The sequence below is a fragment of the Nitrospira sp. genome (genome assembly GCA_037045225.1).
GTDB lineage: Bacteria > Nitrospirota > Nitrospiria > Nitrospirales > Nitrospiraceae > Nitrospira_A.
In genome coordinates this window covers 2003140-2019183 of sequence record JBAOHZ010000009.1, presented here as the reverse complement: position 1 = coordinate 2019183, position 16044 = coordinate 2003140, and the positions used below count along the sequence as shown (strand labels likewise).

The window sequence follows — 16044 nt, the reverse complement described above, 5'->3', positions numbered from 1 at the left end:
TTTGTCTCTCGTCTTTCGTGAAGCGCCGGACAAACCTTGGATGCTTTGGTTTACGAGATACCTTTCACGCTTCACGAGCGACCTGTCTTCTAGATGTTCATCATACCGCAGTGGTCAAGGGGATGCCAGGAGAGAAACGATAAGGCGGGAAACCCCGGCACGGACTCTCGCCGAACCGGCGTGAAGGTCCAGGTCCATCCCTGATCCTGTTGCGTAAAGATCTGCCCCTTGGGCAACTGTCCAGCAAAAAACTCCGGCGGGAGTGTCACCAGCACCTGTTCCTCACGCACCTGCCCCGGAACCGGGTGTGTGCCCTTACAGCCGCCCCCGCCGACTGGAGTCATCCCACCGGCAGCCCGTCACAACCCCGTACAGCGGGATGCCGTCAGCCACCCACATTGGTATTCACCCGTCGCTCCACGGGATACTGCCGTTCTCGCCAGGCGTCGAGACCGCCTTCGAGCGGGCGCACACGGTGGATGCCTTTCTTTTTCAAGAGAAACGCCGTCCTGGCGCTGGAGACTTCATTCGGGCAGGTGCAATAAAGCACAATGTCTCGGTCACGCGGAATTTCGTGATGACGATAGTCAATCTCTTCCATCGTGAAGTTGATCGCGCCGGGAATCGTCTCAGGATCGAGATCAAGGGCGAGCGGATGCCTGACATCGACCACGCTGATCGCCTCACCGGCATCCAACCGCGCCTTGAGCTCCTCTACGGATATCTTCGCCATCCGCAAGTAACGCAAAAACTTCTGCCGGTGATAGATCTTGTACCCGATGAATCCGGCCAGACCGATGAGCACCACCACGAGCATCAACCCGCCGGCTTGATCGAGCAATGTGGCGAGCTGTTCCAGTTGATTGCTGAATAAGGCGCCGACTCCGGCGCTGACCGCCGCCCAGATCAGCGTGCCCGCGATATCGTACAGTGCGAATGTCGTCACGGCCATGCCGACAATCCCGGCCAGCGGCGGCGCCACCGTGTTGAAACCGGGGATGAACTTGGCCAGCAACAGTCCACGTGGCCCGTACCGCTGAAACAGATTTTCCGTATCCCTCACGCAGGAGTCCGGCTCAAGCGACAAGCGACAGAGGAAACCCAGCACCTTGCCGCCCTTGATCCTACCAAGGTAGTACCAGGCAAGGTCCGGCGGGAGCGCAGCGGCAATCGGCACCAGCAGCGCCGTGGCGAGGCTCATTTTCCCGGCCCCGACGAGCGCACCTGCCGCGATGAGAAGAGGAATCGCCGGAATCGGAAATCCGACCTGCTCGACAAAGATCACCCAAAACAGCACCGAGGCGCCGTGATCGGTGAGAAACTGGAAGGTGTTCATCGTGGTCTCCTTCCAGCCACTCAGGCGCTGCGATACCGCGAGTATCGCGTAAACAGAATCGCGGCAAAGGGGAGGGCGAGGCCAAGCACCGCCTGGACAATCAACAAGATTCCCAGCTGACTATAATCGTCGGGCGTCTGGAGTACGTTGGTTGCAGGATCACGCACCTCCCGGGTGACGACAAACAGCTCGTTGAGATATTTCGTCCCCAGTTGGCCGAGCGACAGCGCGAGGTTCGTGAAGGACGCCATCACGGCAAAATAGGTCGCCTTGAGATTGGCCGGCGCAGAGTTCGCGATCCAGGCCAACATGGGGATCATGGAAATCTGACCGAGCGGCGATTCCAGCGCGGTATTCACCAACGCAATGAATCGCGCATCAACCAGGCCGCCGGTCAACGCGGCAGTCCACTGATGAAGTCCGTAATACATACTGACGATGGGCACTCCTAAGAAAAAGGCCGCCACGGTGAGGAAGCCGACCACATAGGCGATGGACCGTTCCGCCATAAACCGGCGAAACAGAAACATGCCCGCGAGCGTGAGGGCACTGCCGATGAGCGAGAGCACCGACAGAAACTGTTGGTCGAATCCGAGCTTGTCGATCATCCACCAGGTTGCGCCTTCACCGGGACCGGGGACCGCGCGAAAGACGAACACCACCAGCGCCGTGCCCACAAGGACATACCTTGCGTCGGGAGCCAGTTCCCTCGTGAGGCGCACCATCAAGACCGAGACAATGGCCATCGACCCGGCGAACACGATTTCTTCACTGTAGGCAAAATCTGCGACTCCGACCGTGAGGGTGAAGAGCACGAAGGCCAGGCTGCCTCCGAGAATCCACCAATTGGGCTTAGTCGATTCAGCGGCGCGGTCCATCAGCCCCTCAACCTGGTCAACTGTCATGCCCTGGCGCAGGAACCGGCGCCTCTCGCGCACTCGCAGCAACGACGCTGCGATCACACCCAGCACCGAGACGGCCGGAATCACCAGGGCCATCAGATAGACCTGCTGATAGATCCCGGCGATCTGTTCCTTCGGCAGATTCTCCACTCCAGTGAACAGGTACAGATTGATGAGGGCAACCAGGATGCCCCCACTGATAATGGCGACGCGTCCAAGTGTCTGCATCGTGGTGTGCATGAGTTTCAGCCTGGCTTCATCGATGGGCACCCCTCGTTCATCGACTCTGGGTACAGCCTCAACCGTCATCGCATCCGCCACCGTGTCCTGAATCACATAACCGATCGGTGACAACAACACGCTGAGCACATACCACACCTCGGCCGGCATCACGGCGACCATCGCCTCGCGGTGGCCGATCAGGCCGACCATGATCAACAGACTCACCGCAATCACCCCGGCACCGAAATACACAAGGAGACTTTTCCATCGCCACATCAAATCGACCAGATGTCCGAACGGCATTTTGAGCGCCCAGGGAATGCCCGCCCAGAACCCCAGCGCCGCCAGAAAGGCCGCCGACAGACCCAGATAGTCTTTGACGAAAAACGTGCCGACAATGCCGGTGAGACCCGAAATCCCGGCGGCCATGTAGACCATGAGCGGTGGTAGATAAGAAAGCTGGAAGTCGCGTGCGAGTTCCAGAATATTGCGGTCGATCCAGCGGGAGGCAGCAGCAATCACGAATGCGTATCCAGTGGCGGCAGTGAACTCATCTTCTTCTCCCTCTCTGTTACCCGTACGGGACCACCATTTGCAAGCAGGCCGCAGAACCAGCGGGAAGGGCCGGGGCCTGAGACCCCGGCCCTTCCGCCTTACCGGAACAGAAGCGTTGAGCCCGGCTCCTTCTGCCGCTCCACGTATTCGCGCACCTGCTCGTCACTGATCTCCACCTGAGCACGGTCCGCCGTGCCCTCATGCATACGTTCCTGAATCACATCGGATCGGTCGACCCGGGCCTGATCGGATACCGGCTTGGCCGACGTCGCACACCCCTGTATCAATGCTGATGCTGCCGCGATCATGATGACCATTTCAACGCTGCGCATAGGAACCTCCTTTCAATGCTGTCGTGCCTGCTCTGTCCCCATGTCATGTACGATATCGATTGCCGATGAATCAGTCCAATTGATAGTCTATGACCAGATGATTAACTAATCTTATCGATGAAGGAGGGACGCCGTGACCCTGACGGAACTGCAGTACATCGTGGCGGTCTCGCGCGAACATCATTTCGGACGGGCGGCGGACCGGATGTTTGTCACCCAACCTGCGCTCAGCCTGGCGATCAAAAAGCTGGAGGATGAACTGGGAGTGCCCATCTTCGAGCGACGAAAAAATCACGTCGAGCTCACGCCGCTGGGGGAGCAGATCGTCCATCAGGCGCAACGTGTGCTGGAGGAAGCGGAGCAGATCAAACTGCTCGCCGCGCGGGGAAAGAATCAGCTCGTCGGGGCGCTACGATTCGGGGTGATCGCCACGGTGGGGCCGTATCTCTTGCCGGACCTGATCCCGCAGCTGCACAAACGCGCACCAGGCATGCCGCTCGAAATCGAAGAGAATCTGACCGTCAATCTGACCGCCATGCTGAAAAGTGGCAGATTGGACGTGATCATGATTGCGCTGCCGTTCGAAGAAGCGGGCATTCTCACCCACACGCTCTACGATGAACCATTTAAGGCCGTCGTGCCGGCTGACCACCGGCTTGCCAAACGATCAAAAATCGATTCGATCGTCTTGAGTCACGAGCGCGTACTGCTCCCGCATGCCGGACATTGCTTCCGGCAACAAGTGCTGGACACGTGTCCGGAACTCAGCCGGTCGGACACGGAAAGTTTGCAGGGGAACTCGCTGGAGACGATCCGCCAGATGGTGGCCTCCGGGCTGGGCATCACCGTCATGCCATGCAGCGCCGTCACGGCCAAACACCACAACAAACGACTGGCGGTGCTGGAATTCATGAAGCCGGTGCCGGAACGCAGGATTGCGCTGGCCTGGCGGAAGGGATTCACGAGGCCGTCGGTGATTCCGGTGATCCAGGATGCGGTCGGTGCGTTGAAAATTCCCGGGCTGATGCCCATCACCTCACGATCATAAGCCTCACACAATGACAGGAGGAAGAATGGCCGGGTCACGAATCAGCACGCATGTGTTGGACATTGCGCAAGGCCGGCCGGCGCAGGGCATACCCGTCACGTTGGAAGGCCAGGGGTTGGCAGGAATCTGGACCGTGCTGGGCAGGAGCAGGACGGATACGGACGGCCGTACCGACGACGTGTACCCTGCGAACCTGCGCCTTCAGGCCGGGATCTACCGCCTCACGTTTGAGGTCTCATCTTATTTTCGATCACAGAACATGACGACCTTTTACCCCGAGATCGTCGTGATCTTCAGCCTGCGCGATGTCACACAGCCGTATCACATTCCGCTGCTCCTGAGCCCCTTCGGCTACAGCACTTATCGAGGGAGTTGAGGGAAGATCGGCGGCACGCCCTGCCGGTTACTCCCGTGCCCCCGCCGACAGGAGAAGGTCGGCGATGACTCGATAGCCCTTCTGTCTAGCATGCCGGAGGGGCGTCACTCCATCTCCGTCGGCAAGGTTCAGATCGGCCCCGGCAGCCACAAGCAACCCGACGATGGTTTGATGCGCCGGTCCGCCGTCACCGAGAATGATGGCCTCCAGCAACGCCGTCCAGCCCAGCCGGTTGACGTGATTCACCTCGATCTTCGTCTTCAACAGTTCTTTCACCACTTCCACGTGCCCCCGCTCGCAGGCCGGGATCAAGGCGGTGCCTCCGTAGCGATTGTAGATCCTGAAGTCTGGATTGGCGGCCAACGTCATTCGCAGAATGTCGAGATACCCGCTAGCCCCGGCCAACAACAGGGGACTGTTTTGTATGGCATCCTGCGCATTCACATCGGAACCGGCCTGAATCAACAATGTGGCGACCTCGACATGGTTCCCATACGTTGCAGCCATCAGGGCCGTGCGTCCCTGCGAATCACGAGCACGGACGCCGGCGCCTTCTTTCAACAGCCGCCGCACAACCTCGACATCGTTGCGTTCTGCCGCCCCAATCAAGGCCTGGTCACCGCTCCGATAAGTCGGCTCAGCGGAGGCCAGGCTGACGCTCACCATGAAGAGCAGCCCGGTCCATGACAGAGCACACGTCCAACCCATCTGATTCCAGCTCATCGCCGTCGCTCCACCAGATCGCGCAACGCGACCTGCATGTCCGATTGTGGCAGGGAGACACGCCCGCCATGACCGGCCAACACCCATTCGAACGGATATTCCGTCAGTTGCTCGATGGAACGGTGTAAGGCTGCTGCATTCCACACCAACTGCCGTGGCGAGGCGAGTTCCCTCATCTCCGGGTCCCACCAGAGGTGATCGCCGGTGAAGAGGAACCGGTCCCGATACAGCAGACAGAGACTGCCCGCCGTATGGCCTGGTACGGGGATGATGCGGAAGTCGTTCCCGTACAAACGGGGCGCGGCCTCTTCGACAATTACCTCCGCATCGGGCATGGCATGGACATCCGCACGGTGGATAATCCGTTCTGCCCCGAACCGGCGCGCATACCTGGCGGCGTCCGCCACATCATCTTCATGGGTGAGAAAAATATGGGCGATACCTCCCAGCCGGTCGAAGGCATCGACCAGTGGTTTGAGATACCGCGGCGAATCAATCAGCCAATTGCCGTCCGGATGCTGCACGAAGAAACTGTTCGCCCCGAACGACTGTTCCGCATTAAACCCGCAGTAATAGACGTTCCCTTCAATCAGGAGCGGGAAGTCGGCTTTCGCGGCACTCAAGAGGGTGTGGTTCGTATGCTCGGCCCCGATCGACCCGGTCGGACAGGCGAGTAAGGCGCGATAGGCCTGCCTCTGTTCCAGTTCGGTGATCGGTTGATGCGTCACCGCAGAATAGTCGCCGACCTCAGCGAAACTCGCCGGCGCCAGTTGGCGGCAGGCATCACAATCGATGCAGGTGGAATCGACGTAGAAGTTCCCGGCTCGATTCGCATCCAGGCGCTTCCGTGGGTCAGCCATTTCAAGCTCGCTTCCTTGCAGCCGTCACCGCCGGTAGAGACGGGCGCACCACCTTCGCACGATCCGCCGCGCGCCAGAGATACCAAGCTGCGGCCGTGCGATAGGGTCTCCAGCGTTCCCCATACCGCATCAATTCTTTCGGGGTCGGCATCGCACGTCGTTTGTACGCGATCCGGAATCCATTCCGCACACCGAAGTCATCCACCGGCAGGACATCGGGACGACCAAGCTGAAAAATCAGCAGCATCTCCACGGTCCATCGGCCGATACCTCGCACCGCAATCAACCGTTCAACAATGGCGTCATCATCGAGCCGCTGGATCACCGCGGTGGTCGGCACGGTTCCATCCATCGCCTTGGCCGCCAAATCATGCAGCGCGGCAATTTTGGCGCGAGAAAATCCAGTGCTGCGAATGATCTCCGGCGCCACCGCCAGCAGGTCGGCCGGACGAGGAAACCGCCGACCAGGGAACAGCGCGATGAACCGTTTGAGAATACTCTCCGCCGCCTTGTCATGCAGTTGCTGATAGGCAATGGCGCGGGCCAGCGACTCAAACGGGGAGCGCTTCACTCGAGGCAGCAACGCATAGGGCCCGACTTCGCCGATGACCCGCTTCATCACCGGATCGATCCTGCACAGGTGGGTCATTTCCGGTGATTGCCTGCTCATCCACCCCTCCGTGCGCCGCCGGCGGACATCCTGCACCTTCGGCTAGGCTGCTATTGCGGTGAAATCGCGTCCGCTTCGATCTCAACCAACATATCCGGGTCGATGAGCCGCTTCACTTCGACCATCGTCGTCGCAGGCCTGATATTGCCGAACACTTCTCCGTGCGCCCGGCCGACTTCCTGCCACTGATCGATGTTGGCCATATAGATTCTGGTCCGCACCACATCGGCCAGCGAAACCCCGGCTTGCTGTAACGCCGCCTCGATCGTCTTCAGAGCCTGAACGGTTTGCGCATAGGGATCGTCCTTGCCGACCAAACCGGATGGCGTCATCGCCGTGGAACCCGATACCTGCACATGCGCACCAACACGCACGGCGCGCGAATAGCCAATCTTGGCTTCCCAGGGTCCACCGGTGGAAACATTCTGCCGTGCCATGCTCACTCCTTTTGTCAGATCGTCATTACGTCAGGGGAATTCGGGTCTTGTTCTGCGCCAGCCAGGCATCGAAGGTCAGCAACGCGGGATTCAGACCGCGCGCCACCGCCGGATCACGCGGCCCACAGAAGGCCTCGGCAAAATCATGATTGAATTGAAACATATTGCCCAGATCGTCGGCACCGGGAAACCCGAATCCCCGATACTGCTCAGGGCTCACCTTGTTGTACCGAACCGGTTGACCGAACGCCTTGGTCATGGCCGCAGCCATCTCGGTTCCGGTCAAGTGTTCGCCGGCAATGGCCACCCTCTTGCCGATACACTCACGGCCTTTCTTGAAGATCCCCAATGCGCACTTGCCGATATCCTCTGCGGCGATGCCAGGCAACTTCTTATCGCCCATGGGAAGCGTAAAGCCCAGCGTGCCATCCGGTCCTTTTTTGGGACCCATCCCGAACGAAATCATGTTGTCCCAATAGAACGATGTGAGGAGAAACGTGGTCGGCACGCCGAGCTTCGTGAACTCTTGATCGGCTTCTCCCTTCGCATCGAAATGCGGGACCTTATACTTGCCCATCAGCGTGGGCATCCGGTTGTCCGAGAGCGGCACCCACTGGCGCGTGTCCTCCAGCGTCGACCAGATGACATGCTGCACACCGACCTGCTTGGCCGCCGTCGCCTGCGCCTTTACCTGGGCATACTCCTTTTCCGGCGAGAAATGTTCCCAGAAATTCGTCAGGCAGAACAGGCCATAGGCTCCGGTAAAGGCGCGCGCCAGGCTGTCCACGTCGTCGAGATTTGCCGCCACGACTTCGGCCCCGAGCTTCGCCAACGCCTTGGCCTTCTCAGAATTCACATCACGCGTGATGGCACGCGCAACAAATCCACTGCCGGGATCGTTCACGATCGCCCGCACGAGCCCGCCGCCCTGCGCCCCGGTCGCCCCAACTACCGCGATGATTTTCTTCTCCGCCATACATGCCTCCTTCTACCTCAAACTGTTCAAACAGGTCGCTCTTCTCACCCGCCTAGCCTCGGAACGCCGTGAGCAACCTGTTTCAACATTCTGTCACATGACGATGCCGCCGCCGGCCTGTATCGTCTGGCCCGTCAACCAGCGCGCCTGCTCACTCACCAAAAACGCCACCACATCGGCCACGTCGGACGGCAGCCCGAGCCGCTTGAACGGCGACAGCTGTTCGCCCATGTTGCGATACGGCTCCGTCAACACACCGGTATCCGTAAAGCCCGGCAACACGGTATTGACGGTAATACCGCGTGGCGCCAGTTCCTGCGCGAGCCCCTTACCGTACTGCTCCAGCGCCGCCTTGCTTCCCAGGTGCGCCGTGGCGCCGGGAAACTTCAGGTGGGTGAGCGCCGACGAAATATTCACAATACGTCCACCGTCGCTGAGCACCTTCGCCGCCGCCTGCATCGCAAAATACGGCCCCTTCGCATTCAGCGCAACAATGGCATCGAACTCCGCTTCCGTCGTCTCCACTAACTTCTTCGGAATGAACCGGCCCGCATTGTTGACGAGAATATCGAGGCGATGGAACTGGTGGAACGTCTCCTGCACCAGGCGTTGCGCTTCCGTTACCCGACTCATGTCCGCCTGGATGACGGCAGCGGCCCCGCCACTGGCCTGAATCCCCGCGGCCACCTCCCGAGCCTTCTCCTCACGCGCATGGTAATTCACCACCACCGTCGCGCCATCCTGCGCCAGGCGTTCGGCGATGGCGCGACCGATGCCGCTGGACGATCCGGTCACAATGGCCACTTTGCCCTTCAACAACCTCATGCCCGCGCCTCCATTCCTGTCCTGCCACTCGCCAGCAGTCGCCTCACCCACAAATCACTCGCGGCAGGCTAATGGTCTCGTGAAGAGTGCCTCTGATACAGTGCGCCCATGAGCCTCCGTCTTGACCAAACCGTGCCGTTCGGACGGTCGCTGCGCGAATATGAGTTGATGTTTTCACTCAGCGAGGCCGATCGCAGGGGCCGCATTCTGGACTGTGCCGCCGGGCCGTCCAGCTTCAACGCCGAGCTCACGGCGGCCGGTGGCAACGTCTGTTCAATCGATCCACTGTATCAATTCAGCGGCGCGGAGATCCAACGGCAATTCTTCTCAACCCTGGATCACGTCATCGCGCAGGTGCGGGCGACGCCGCAGAATTGGATCTGGAGGTATCATCGCGATCCGGAGGACCTGCGACGGAACCGGATCGCGGTAATGGATACCTTTGTGGCCGATTTCAGCAGGGAACGGGAGGCAGGACGGTATGTTTGCGGCGCCTTACCGAACCTCCCGTTCGAATCAGATCGGTTCGACCTCGCACTGTCGTCGCACTTTCTCTTTCTCTACTCGGATCACTTCGATCAGGCGTTTCACCTCAATGCGATTCGGGCCCTGTTGCGAGTGGCGCGTGAAGTGAGGATCTTCCCCCTGCTCGCGCTCCGCGCGGAACGCTCACAGCACTTGGAGCCGGTCTGTGAACAGCTTCGTCGAGAGGGCCATCACCTCTCGATCGAACGGGTGGGGTATGAGCTTCAGCGCGGCGGCAACGAGATGCTACGCCTCCGGCACACATGCGCCGCGACGCCTAGCGGGTGAGCCAATCGGGCGGGCCATTCCACCTTCCGTTGGACACGAACTCGGTCGCGGGCTTCCGCTCGCGCGATGTGACTTCCCGCTCGCGCAGATACTCAGGAAGTGCGGCCGGATCGCCCGGGTATCCGACTGCGATCATGGCCACCGGCTCATAGCCGGACGGAATCTTGAGATCGGCCCGGGCTTTCTCGAGGTCGAAACCCGCCATGGGGTGTGCGGCGAGTCCGAGCGCGGTTGCTTGCAACAGAAGATTCTCCGTCGCTAATCCCACATCGTGGAAGGCATGGCGATTCGGCTTCCCTTCATCCTCAAAATTCATACAGGCGACCGACAGGATCAACACCGGCGCACGAAAGGCCCACTTCCTGTTGCCCTCCACGAGACAAGCCAGGAGTCGATCATAGGCGACCTGATCCTCTTTGGTGGCGACGACAAACCGCCAGGGCTGCTCATTACTGGAAGAGGGGGCCCAACGCACCGCCTCGAACAGGCTGCGAAGCTTGTCTGGTTCGACCGGCCGCTCATCGAATGCGCGCGGACTCCATCGCCGCTGTAACAGAGCATGAATGGGGCAGGCCACATCAGCAGGTTTTTCCATGAATCCATCCTTCCCTAGATTGTCATTTACACCAACTACACCAACGTTCGCACCATGCGAGCGGGATTGCCGACGACGAGACTATCCGGAGGCACGTTGTGCACGACCACACTTCCCGCACCAACAACGCTGCGCGCTCCAATCGTGACCCCGGGCAAGACAACAGACCCGCCGCCGATCCAGACATCATTGCCGATCCGAATGGGAAGGGCAGATTCCAGGCCGGAACGACGCACCTCTGCATCGAGCGGATGCTGCGCCGTATACAGCTGCACGGAGGGGCCGATTTGCACGTCATTCCCGATTTCGATAGAAGCACAGTCAAGAAAGATGCAGTGATAATTGATGAAGACGTTCCGGCCAAGTCGGATGTTGTAACCGTAGTCGCAGGTGAAGTCGGGCATGATGACGGTTCCTTCTCCGACCGAGCCCATGAACTCACGAAGCAGCAAGATCAGAAAAGCGGGCTCTCCATCCGAGATGGCATTGTAGCGAGCGAGCATCCCCTGCGCGCGACGACGCTCCATCATGAGTTCTGCCGCCGACGAACGATACAACTCTCCCGCCAGCATCTTGAGCTTGTCGCTTTGTTCAGTCATCTCTCCACGACGCGCCCCCTCATATCAACGAATCCGGTCGAACCCCACATTCGTCCAGGTGGTGCAAAAGGTCAGCCGGGTCATCATAGGTACGATACGCACCCGCCCGTTCCAACTCTTCTCGGCCGTAGCCTCCTGATAACAGGCCGACGCCGAGCGCGGAGGCGCGTCGGGCCGCTAGCAGGTCCCAGACGCTGTCTCCGACGACGATGCACTTGACAATCGGCACGTTGAGCTGTTCGGCCGCCGCCAGAAATAAATCAGGGTCCGGCTTCGCCCGCTTGACTTGATCGCGAGTCACCACGGGAGTTCCGGAGGGCAGCTGCAGCAGCTTCAGGGCATGCTGCGCACTCTGCAGTCGCCCACTCGTAGCAATGGCGTAGGGCACCCGAGCTGCCGTCAGAGTGTCCAAGAGTTCTTGCGCCCCCGGCAACACCCGGAGCGAAGGGGCTTGTTTGGCATAGACCTCGGCGTGCACCCGCTGAATACGTTCCGCCTCTTCTTTCGAAACCGGCCGTCCGGTTTCCCGCCAGAGCGCCTGCAGCATGAGCCCCCCGCTCATGCCGATTTGTCGATGGATTCTCCAGACCGGCAACTCAATCCCGGCGGCCTGGGTGGCCTCCCGCCAAGCCAGCACATGCTGGTAGACGCTATCCACCAGCGTGCCGTCCAGATCAAAGAGAAAGGCTATGGAATCAAGATCGTGCGAAGCGGTCATGCCTGCTAGTTCTCCAGCGTTGCGTCCATCGTAATCGTGGTATTGAGCAATCGTGAAATGGGGCAGCCGGCCTTGGCAGCCGTGGTTGCCTTCTCCCAGGCGGCTTGGTCCGCCTTGGGAACCTTCCCCTTCACGATCAAATGCACGCCCGTAACGGTCCAGCCTGCCTCTACTTTTTCCATCGTGACGGTAGCAGTGGTCGCCAGGTGCTCGGCGACCAGATTCGCCGCACCCAATTGGCCCGAGAGCGCCATGGTAAAGCAACCGGCGTGGGCCGCCGCGATCAGCTCTTCCGGGTTCGTCCCTTTTCCATTCTCGAATCGGGTACTGAACGAATATTGCGTCTCGCTCAGGACCCCACTCTCCGTCGACACCGTCCCTTTTCCGGTTTTGAGATCTCCCTGCCATTTGGCTGATGCATTCCGTTTCATGTGGCCTCCTTGGTTTCAGTGACAGATGCTGGCCGCAGCGCCATTTGCGTTGGCCCATGCACCACTCAACGAGTCTAGCGGCTGATCCTGCCTATCACAAGCGCTTCATGAAGCGGTTGGTGGAGAGGCCGGTCCCTCTCCACCCGATCTGCGGCTACTGCACGTCGACCGTAATGGCATCAATTGCAGCCAAATGGTCATGATCGTGAGTCGCGGCTTGAACCTTGATCTCATGTTTGCCCTTGCTCAGTCCCTTGAATGTGCCGGGAAATTTCTTCTGCGGTTCGCCGTCCAGGTACACATGCCCATGAGCCGCCTTGGAACCCTTCGTGAGTTCGTAGGTGAGCTCGAACGTCTCTCCCACCGTTGCCCCGTCCTTCGGTGAGGTAATTGTGACGTGAGATCCATCATCGACCTCGGCGAACAGGGAACCGGCCGAAAACATCAGCCCCGCCGCGAACAACATGGCGCAGAATCCTTTCACATATCGCATCGCACCCTCCTTGGTTAGGCTCTGACGGTCCTTCATCGACCGCTCACTGTTCATCACCAACACACGTCATCATTCAATGGCCATCGTGCGTCCGACTTCTCTGTTCTTAGTGGTCTCCGTACCGGTCCATCCACTTGCGCAAATGTTCCACCGCTTCAGCCTTCTGTTCCGGTCGCAGAGTCGCATGCCAGTCCGCCACCTTCGGCAACACGCGCTGCATCAGGCGTTTCTGTTCAGCCTGGTGACGATCCATCAGTTGCGCCAGCTTGGCCTGGTCCAGCCGATCGCTTTGCACCTGGGCAATCACTTCTTCCATGATCACCTTGTGCTCCTGCTGAGACTCGGCACGAGCCGCCACCATTTCATCCCTCACGACCATGAGCTTCGCCTTCTGCTGGTCGTCCAAATCCAAATGTTTGGCAATCTTGTTCGTCATCCAGTCGGCTCGTTCCGCCGGCGTGTGATGCCGATGACAACCGGCCCCGACAAGCGCCCCGGCCAGAACCAGCGTCCCGATCGCAACCCGAACCGTGTTCTGCATCTTCATACTGCCCTCCTTGGTGAACGTGGTGAATGCCATGATGCGCGAGTGCTACTCATGAATATTCACTCAGTATTCAAAGGCGACGTGATAGAGCGCCGGCGTCATTTCCACCCCCAGTTGCCCCAGCTTCGCCTTCATAGGTGTGACACTCTTCTCATAGGCCTTCCAATACACGGTTTCATTGTCCCAGATGGCCACGTTGATGTAGTTAAACTTGCTCTCGGCCTTGATGCTCTTGTGGAATTTGCCGCTGATGAACCCCTCTTGCTTCGTGATGTGCTCCTTGACGTCCTGCCACCACTGCACAAACTCTGCCTCTTTGGCAGCGGGGACCGAAAACACATTGATCAATGTCACCGACATAAGGCACCTCCTTAAATAGGTTCGATTTTGACGTCCACCTTCACCTGCCACTTGTTGAGACGCAGTATTTGATCGCGACCCACCTGCGGTATGACGGGAGCGGGGGCCCCCGCCACACCTGCTCACGTTACTGTGCCATTCTGAGATCGATGACCGAGCCCTGCTCATTCAGCTCCACTACAATATTGGATCCTTCAGCGATCGGCTTGGTCTTCACCTCCATCCGCTCCAGCGGAAACACCTTCTCACCTTCCGGAGTGTGAAGCTTGATCTGCTCCTTAGTCTTGCCGGTATAGACCAACTTTCCGAAAATCAACCGGTGGGTTCCGGCCATCTTCTTATCCTTGCCGTGGACGTCGATCACCATGCCCTCCTCATTGATCCAAAGGGACACCCGATCGCCGACCGCCGCATCGGGAGGGGCATACTTCGACATGAGCGTGTACTCTGCAGTCGGCGTCTTCACATGGGCGAGACCCGACTTAATACTGGTCACCGTGCCATCCACCTGAATGACATAGCCGGGCTTCGTGCGTGGGTGCTCGTCGAAGCTCATCTCGACTGTGAAACGATGGATGTCGATCATCTTTCCCGCTTCGTTCAACTCGATCGTCACCGGGGCTCCTTCCTCCAAAGCAGACAACTTGGACTTTCCGGTTTGCACATCAATGGCCTTCTCTCCCTCCGGCGTCCACACTTTGATTTCTTTCTTATCCGGCGAGGCATAAGCCAGATTGCCGGTCACGAAGCGATGGGCGTGCCCCTTCTCTCCCTTCCGATGGACATCGATCACGGCATTGTTTTCATTGACCTGCATCTCCACGTCCTGGCCTACCTCAAGGCCCTTAGGTGCGAGCGTGGACGCGATCTTCATCGTTCCCCAGGGAGTCTTCACGGTGGTGATGCCTGACGCCACATTCGATACCACTCCGCTGACCTTCATGTGCGTCGCGCTCTTGCCCCCGCTTTCGGCAGCTTGACCATAGGGCACCGCCATCGACAAGCTGAGAACCATGGAACCGAAAATAACCATTGTGCGTGTCATCATCTGACTCCTTTCATAGTGAAGTTGAGAACTGTGAGACCGACTTGGCACACCGAACGTACACATCGACACGCCTTACTCATCGCCTGATCCCTCCGTGATTGCCGCCTCCTTTCCGACCTAAATTCTGCACGATCGCCTTGGTCATACAGCCTGCCGCCTGAATCGTGGCGCCCTCGCGGCACATCTGAGACAGCAGCGTGCTGCCCGCTTCATCGATGAACGTCACTTCCCGGAGATCGAGATGGCACGGGGCCGACTCGTCGAACTCCCGCTTCAACCAACACTCCCGCAGCTCCCGGACCCAGGGACCGGCCAACCGACCGGAAAGAACGAAGATGGTGCCTGGATTCGTATTCGACACCGTAATCTTCAGCATGGTCGTGGCCCCCTTCGTCCCATACGTCCGATGCTCGACCTCACCATGAGGCTCAAAACATACGGAGTGCGAAGCTCGCTTCCTGTGCCTTCGGAGCCGGCGACGCCGCCCGCTCCCCAAGCCAGCGAGCGATCACACCGTCGAGCGCCCACTTCCCTCCGCCGACGACCAGCAACGCCAGACTCATGCCGATCACGAGCAGGTGAAATTCAAACCCTTCACCGGTCTGCTGTCCGAACCAGTTCATGAAGAACCCCTGCGGCAAGTGCACGGTCATGATCGCGCCCAGCATGATCACGATGAAGCTCGCTGCCGTGAAGCGTGTGAACAGACCGGCCAGCAAGCCCACACTGCCGATGGATTCCCCGATGATGACCAGAAACGCGATCAGCCAGGGGAGGCCCATCTTTTGCGTGAAGAATCCCATGGTGCCTTCAAAGCCGGACCCTCCGTACCAACCCAGAAGCTTCTGGGCGCCGTGCGCGAATATCACACCTCCCAGCACCACCCGCAGAATCAAACCCGCCCATGAATCGTCTGTCTTGAAAAAGCTGTACATGGGAAACCTCCTTGTTATGGATTACCGTCGGTGGCTCCGCACCCGTTGCGGAACCGCACTCGTTATTCGATCCTTCAGGAACAGCCCTGCCACGAAAAGCGGCAGGGTCACGAGCATTCCGTACCACCAGCCCCACAGCGTCATGTCTTTCATGGCCTCACCTCCGGTTCGCTTGTGCATTGCTATGCACCGGTAATGGCAAGGCCCGTTCCAGCCGGTGCCAAATCACACAACAGAGGCTAA

The 16044-nt window shown here is 59.3% G+C and carries 24 protein-coding genes; 3 read left to right on the top strand and 21 right to left on the bottom strand.

Annotated features, from left to right (window positions below):
• Positions 1-89 precede the first annotated feature (89 nt).
• The 4 genes from V9G17_10225 to V9G17_10210 form a co-directional block, all read right to left on the bottom strand.
• Positions 90-344 (bottom strand): hypothetical protein, encoded by a 255-nt coding sequence (locus V9G17_10225; protein ID MEI2752972.1) that lies wholly within the window; start codon positions 342-344, stop codon positions 90-92.
• 41 nt (positions 345-385) lie between these two features.
• On the bottom strand, positions 386-1336 hold the full coding sequence (locus tag V9G17_10220) for a DedA family protein/thiosulfate sulfurtransferase GlpE (GenBank protein MEI2752971.1): 951 nt from the start codon (positions 1334-1336) through the stop codon (positions 386-388).
• Between the two features lie 20 nt (positions 1337-1356).
• Positions 1357-2982 (bottom strand): hypothetical protein, encoded by a 1626-nt coding sequence (locus V9G17_10215; protein ID MEI2752970.1) that lies wholly within the window; start codon positions 2980-2982, stop codon positions 1357-1359.
• Between the two features lie 131 nt (positions 2983-3113).
• Entirely contained in the window at positions 3114-3347 is a 234-nt protein-coding gene (locus V9G17_10210) for a hypothetical protein (protein ID MEI2752969.1), read from the bottom strand.
• A 133-nt stretch (positions 3348-3480) separates the two neighbouring features.
• Between V9G17_10210 and V9G17_10205 the strand changes: the two genes are divergently transcribed.
• A complete protein-coding gene (locus tag V9G17_10205) occupies positions 3481-4395 on the top strand; it encodes a hydrogen peroxide-inducible genes activator (GenBank protein ID MEI2752968.1) in 915 nt (304 codons plus the stop codon).
• Between the two features lie 25 nt (positions 4396-4420).
• Positions 4421-4771 (top strand): hydroxyisourate hydrolase, encoded by a 351-nt coding sequence (gene uraH, locus V9G17_10200; protein MEI2752967.1) that lies wholly within the window; start codon positions 4421-4423, stop codon positions 4769-4771.
• A 27-nt stretch (positions 4772-4798) separates the two neighbouring features.
• Here uraH and V9G17_10195 read toward each other — a convergent pair whose 3' ends face one another.
• From V9G17_10195 to V9G17_10170, 6 genes are all read right to left on the bottom strand, one after another.
• Complete coding sequence (locus V9G17_10195) at positions 4799-5494, bottom strand: ankyrin repeat domain-containing protein (GenBank protein MEI2752966.1); 696 nt, start codon at positions 5492-5494, stop codon at positions 4799-4801.
• Positions 5491-6354, bottom strand: a complete 864-nt coding sequence (locus V9G17_10190) for an MBL fold metallo-hydrolase (protein ID MEI2752965.1) — start codon at positions 6352-6354, stop codon at positions 5491-5493. The genes V9G17_10195 and V9G17_10190 overlap by 4 nt, the downstream gene beginning before the upstream one ends.
• Position 6355: 1 nt before the next feature.
• Complete coding sequence (locus V9G17_10185; protein MEI2752964.1) at positions 6356-7024, bottom strand: DNA-3-methyladenine glycosylase 2 family protein; 669 nt, start codon at positions 7022-7024, stop codon at positions 6356-6358.
• Between the two features lie 50 nt (positions 7025-7074).
• The gene (locus V9G17_10180; protein ID MEI2752963.1) at positions 7075-7461 is read right to left on the bottom strand and encodes a RidA family protein; all 387 of its coding nucleotides are present in this window, start codon (positions 7459-7461) and stop codon (positions 7075-7077) included.
• Between the two features lie 25 nt (positions 7462-7486).
• Complete coding sequence (locus V9G17_10175) at positions 7487-8437, bottom strand: NmrA/HSCARG family protein (protein MEI2752962.1); 951 nt, start codon at positions 8435-8437, stop codon at positions 7487-7489.
• Positions 8438-8530: 93 nt separating this feature from the next.
• Positions 8531-9262, bottom strand: coding sequence for a glucose 1-dehydrogenase (locus V9G17_10170; protein ID MEI2752961.1), 732 nt, complete (start codon positions 9260-9262; stop codon positions 8531-8533).
• Positions 9263-9370: 108 nt separating this feature from the next.
• Here V9G17_10170 and V9G17_10165 point away from each other — a divergent pair, with 108 nt between their 5' ends.
• Complete coding sequence (locus V9G17_10165; GenBank protein ID MEI2752960.1) at positions 9371-10075, top strand: class I SAM-dependent methyltransferase; 705 nt, start codon at positions 9371-9373, stop codon at positions 10073-10075.
• Here V9G17_10165 and V9G17_10160 read toward each other — a convergent pair.
• From V9G17_10160 to V9G17_10110, 11 genes are all read right to left on the bottom strand, one after another.
• On the bottom strand, positions 10065-10670 hold the full coding sequence (locus V9G17_10160; GenBank protein MEI2752959.1) for a nitroreductase family protein: 606 nt from the start codon (positions 10668-10670) through the stop codon (positions 10065-10067). The genes V9G17_10165 and V9G17_10160 overlap by 11 nt on opposite strands.
• A 35-nt stretch (positions 10671-10705) precedes the next feature.
• On the bottom strand, positions 10706-11269 hold the full coding sequence (locus V9G17_10155) for a sugar O-acetyltransferase (protein ID MEI2752958.1): 564 nt from the start codon (positions 11267-11269) through the stop codon (positions 10706-10708).
• Between the two features lie 19 nt (positions 11270-11288).
• Positions 11289-11987 (bottom strand): HAD family hydrolase, encoded by a 699-nt coding sequence (locus V9G17_10150; protein ID MEI2752957.1) that lies wholly within the window; start codon positions 11985-11987, stop codon positions 11289-11291.
• A gap of 5 nt (positions 11988-11992) precedes the next feature.
• Entirely contained in the window at positions 11993-12418 is a 426-nt protein-coding gene (locus V9G17_10145) for an OsmC family protein (protein ID MEI2752956.1), read from the bottom strand.
• A 154-nt stretch (positions 12419-12572) separates the two neighbouring features.
• Positions 12573-12911, bottom strand: a complete 339-nt coding sequence (locus V9G17_10140) for a hypothetical protein (protein ID MEI2752955.1) — start codon at positions 12909-12911, stop codon at positions 12573-12575.
• A gap of 106 nt (positions 12912-13017) precedes the next feature.
• A complete protein-coding gene (locus tag V9G17_10135; protein MEI2752954.1) occupies positions 13018-13458 on the bottom strand; it encodes a periplasmic heavy metal sensor in 441 nt (146 codons plus the stop codon).
• Positions 13459-13521: 63 nt separating this feature from the next.
• Positions 13522-13818 carry an antibiotic biosynthesis monooxygenase gene (locus tag V9G17_10130; protein MEI2752953.1) on the bottom strand — a complete coding sequence of 99 codons (297 nt, stop codon included), beginning with the start codon at positions 13816-13818 and terminating at the stop codon, positions 13522-13524.
• A 127-nt stretch (positions 13819-13945) separates the two neighbouring features.
• On the bottom strand, positions 13946-14866 hold the full coding sequence (locus tag V9G17_10125; protein MEI2752952.1) for a hypothetical protein: 921 nt from the start codon (positions 14864-14866) through the stop codon (positions 13946-13948).
• 76 nt (positions 14867-14942) lie between these two features.
• The gene (locus V9G17_10120; GenBank protein MEI2752951.1) at positions 14943-15242 is read right to left on the bottom strand and encodes a hypothetical protein; all 300 of its coding nucleotides are present in this window, start codon (positions 15240-15242) and stop codon (positions 14943-14945) included.
• 52 nt (positions 15243-15294) lie between these two features.
• Positions 15295-15801: a DoxX family protein gene (locus V9G17_10115; protein MEI2752950.1), complete on the bottom strand. Its 507-nt coding sequence runs from the start codon at positions 15799-15801 to the stop codon at positions 15295-15297.
• Between the two features lie 21 nt (positions 15802-15822).
• Positions 15823-15954 carry a hypothetical protein gene (locus V9G17_10110; protein MEI2752949.1) on the bottom strand — a complete coding sequence of 44 codons (132 nt, stop codon included), beginning with the start codon at positions 15952-15954 and terminating at the stop codon, positions 15823-15825.
• Positions 15955-16044 lie beyond the last annotated feature (90 nt).

Excerpts from the sequence above, each read along its gene's own strand:
- V9G17_10225 (MEI2752972.1), bottom strand. The coding sequence starts at position 344 with ATGACTCCAGTCGGCGGGGGCGGCTGTAAGGGCACACACCCGGTTCCG.
- V9G17_10220 (MEI2752971.1), bottom strand. The coding sequence starts at position 1,336 with ATGAACACCTTCCAGTTTCTCACCGATCACGGCGCCTCGGTGCTGTTT.
- V9G17_10210 (MEI2752969.1), bottom strand. The coding sequence starts at position 3,347 with ATGCGCAGCGTTGAAATGGTCATCATGATCGCGGCAGCATCAGCATTG.
- uraH (MEI2752967.1), top strand. The coding sequence starts at position 4,421 with ATGGCCGGGTCACGAATCAGCACGCATGTGTTGGACATTGCGCAAGGC.
- V9G17_10195 (MEI2752966.1), bottom strand. The coding sequence starts at position 5,494 with ATGAGCTGGAATCAGATGGGTTGGACGTGTGCTCTGTCATGGACCGGG.
- V9G17_10190 (MEI2752965.1), bottom strand. The coding sequence starts at position 6,354 with ATGGCTGACCCACGGAAGCGCCTGGATGCGAATCGAGCCGGGAACTTC.
- V9G17_10185 (MEI2752964.1), bottom strand. The coding sequence starts at position 7,024 with ATGAGCAGGCAATCACCGGAAATGACCCACCTGTGCAGGATCGATCCG.
- V9G17_10180 (MEI2752963.1), bottom strand. The coding sequence starts at position 7,461 with ATGGCACGGCAGAATGTTTCCACCGGTGGACCCTGGGAAGCCAAGATT.
- V9G17_10175 (MEI2752962.1), bottom strand. The coding sequence starts at position 8,437 with ATGGCGGAGAAGAAAATCATCGCGGTAGTTGGGGCGACCGGGGCGCAG.
- V9G17_10170 (MEI2752961.1), bottom strand. The coding sequence starts at position 9,262 with ATGAGGTTGTTGAAGGGCAAAGTGGCCATTGTGACCGGATCGTCCAGC.
- V9G17_10165 (MEI2752960.1), top strand. The coding sequence starts at position 9,371 with ATGAGCCTCCGTCTTGACCAAACCGTGCCGTTCGGACGGTCGCTGCGC.
- V9G17_10160 (MEI2752959.1), bottom strand. The coding sequence starts at position 10,670 with ATGGAAAAACCTGCTGATGTGGCCTGCCCCATTCATGCTCTGTTACAG.
- V9G17_10155 (MEI2752958.1), bottom strand. The coding sequence starts at position 11,269 with ATGACTGAACAAAGCGACAAGCTCAAGATGCTGGCGGGAGAGTTGTAT.
- V9G17_10150 (MEI2752957.1), bottom strand. The coding sequence starts at position 11,987 with ATGACCGCTTCGCACGATCTTGATTCCATAGCCTTTCTCTTTGATCTG.
- V9G17_10145 (MEI2752956.1), bottom strand. The coding sequence starts at position 12,418 with ATGAAACGGAATGCATCAGCCAAATGGCAGGGAGATCTCAAAACCGGA.
- V9G17_10140 (MEI2752955.1), bottom strand. The coding sequence starts at position 12,911 with ATGCGATATGTGAAAGGATTCTGCGCCATGTTGTTCGCGGCGGGGCTG.
- V9G17_10135 (MEI2752954.1), bottom strand. The coding sequence starts at position 13,458 with ATGAAGATGCAGAACACGGTTCGGGTTGCGATCGGGACGCTGGTTCTG.
- V9G17_10130 (MEI2752953.1), bottom strand. The coding sequence starts at position 13,818 with ATGTCGGTGACATTGATCAATGTGTTTTCGGTCCCCGCTGCCAAAGAG.
- V9G17_10125 (MEI2752952.1), bottom strand. The coding sequence starts at position 14,866 with ATGATGACACGCACAATGGTTATTTTCGGTTCCATGGTTCTCAGCTTG.
- V9G17_10120 (MEI2752951.1), bottom strand. The coding sequence starts at position 15,242 with ATGCTGAAGATTACGGTGTCGAATACGAATCCAGGCACCATCTTCGTT.
- V9G17_10115 (MEI2752950.1), bottom strand. The coding sequence starts at position 15,801 with ATGTACAGCTTTTTCAAGACAGACGATTCATGGGCGGGTTTGATTCTG.
- V9G17_10110 (MEI2752949.1), bottom strand. The coding sequence starts at position 15,954 with ATGAAAGACATGACGCTGTGGGGCTGGTGGTACGGAATGCTCGTGACC.